The following is a 285-nucleotide window of genomic DNA, read 5'->3' as shown; positions in this document are numbered from 1 at the left end:
AGAAAAAGCCGAGCATAGGCTCGGCTTTTAGGTTTCTTTAAGACTTACTCTGCAGACTGTGCGTCTTCTTGAACTGCTTCGCTAGTCGCTGGGCGACCAACTAGTTCAATATAAGCCATTGGTGCATTATCACCAGTACGGAAGCCACACTTAAGAATACGAGTGTAACCACCTGGACGATCCGCGTTACGTGGACCGATTTCACTGAATAACTTACCAACAACTTCATTATCACGCGTGCGAGCAAACGCTAAACGGCGATTTGCTACACTGTCAGTCTTAGCC

1 protein-coding gene is annotated in these 285 nt (G+C 47.0%); it reads right to left on the bottom strand.

Annotation, left to right across the window (positions count from 1 at the left end):
- Positions 1–44 precede the first annotated feature (44 nt).
- The coding region (gene rplQ / locus AAEY88_RS12970) for a 50S ribosomal protein L17 (protein ID WP_350563043.1) at positions 45–285 on the bottom strand (241 nt) is incomplete at its 5' end.

The sequence above is a fragment of the Psychrobacter sp. CAL346-MNA-CIBAN-0220 genome (assembly GCF_040309805.1).
In the GTDB taxonomy this organism is placed as follows: Bacteria; Pseudomonadota; Gammaproteobacteria; order Pseudomonadales; family Moraxellaceae; genus Psychrobacter.
This window is presented reverse-complemented; position numbering and strand designations above follow the sequence as displayed.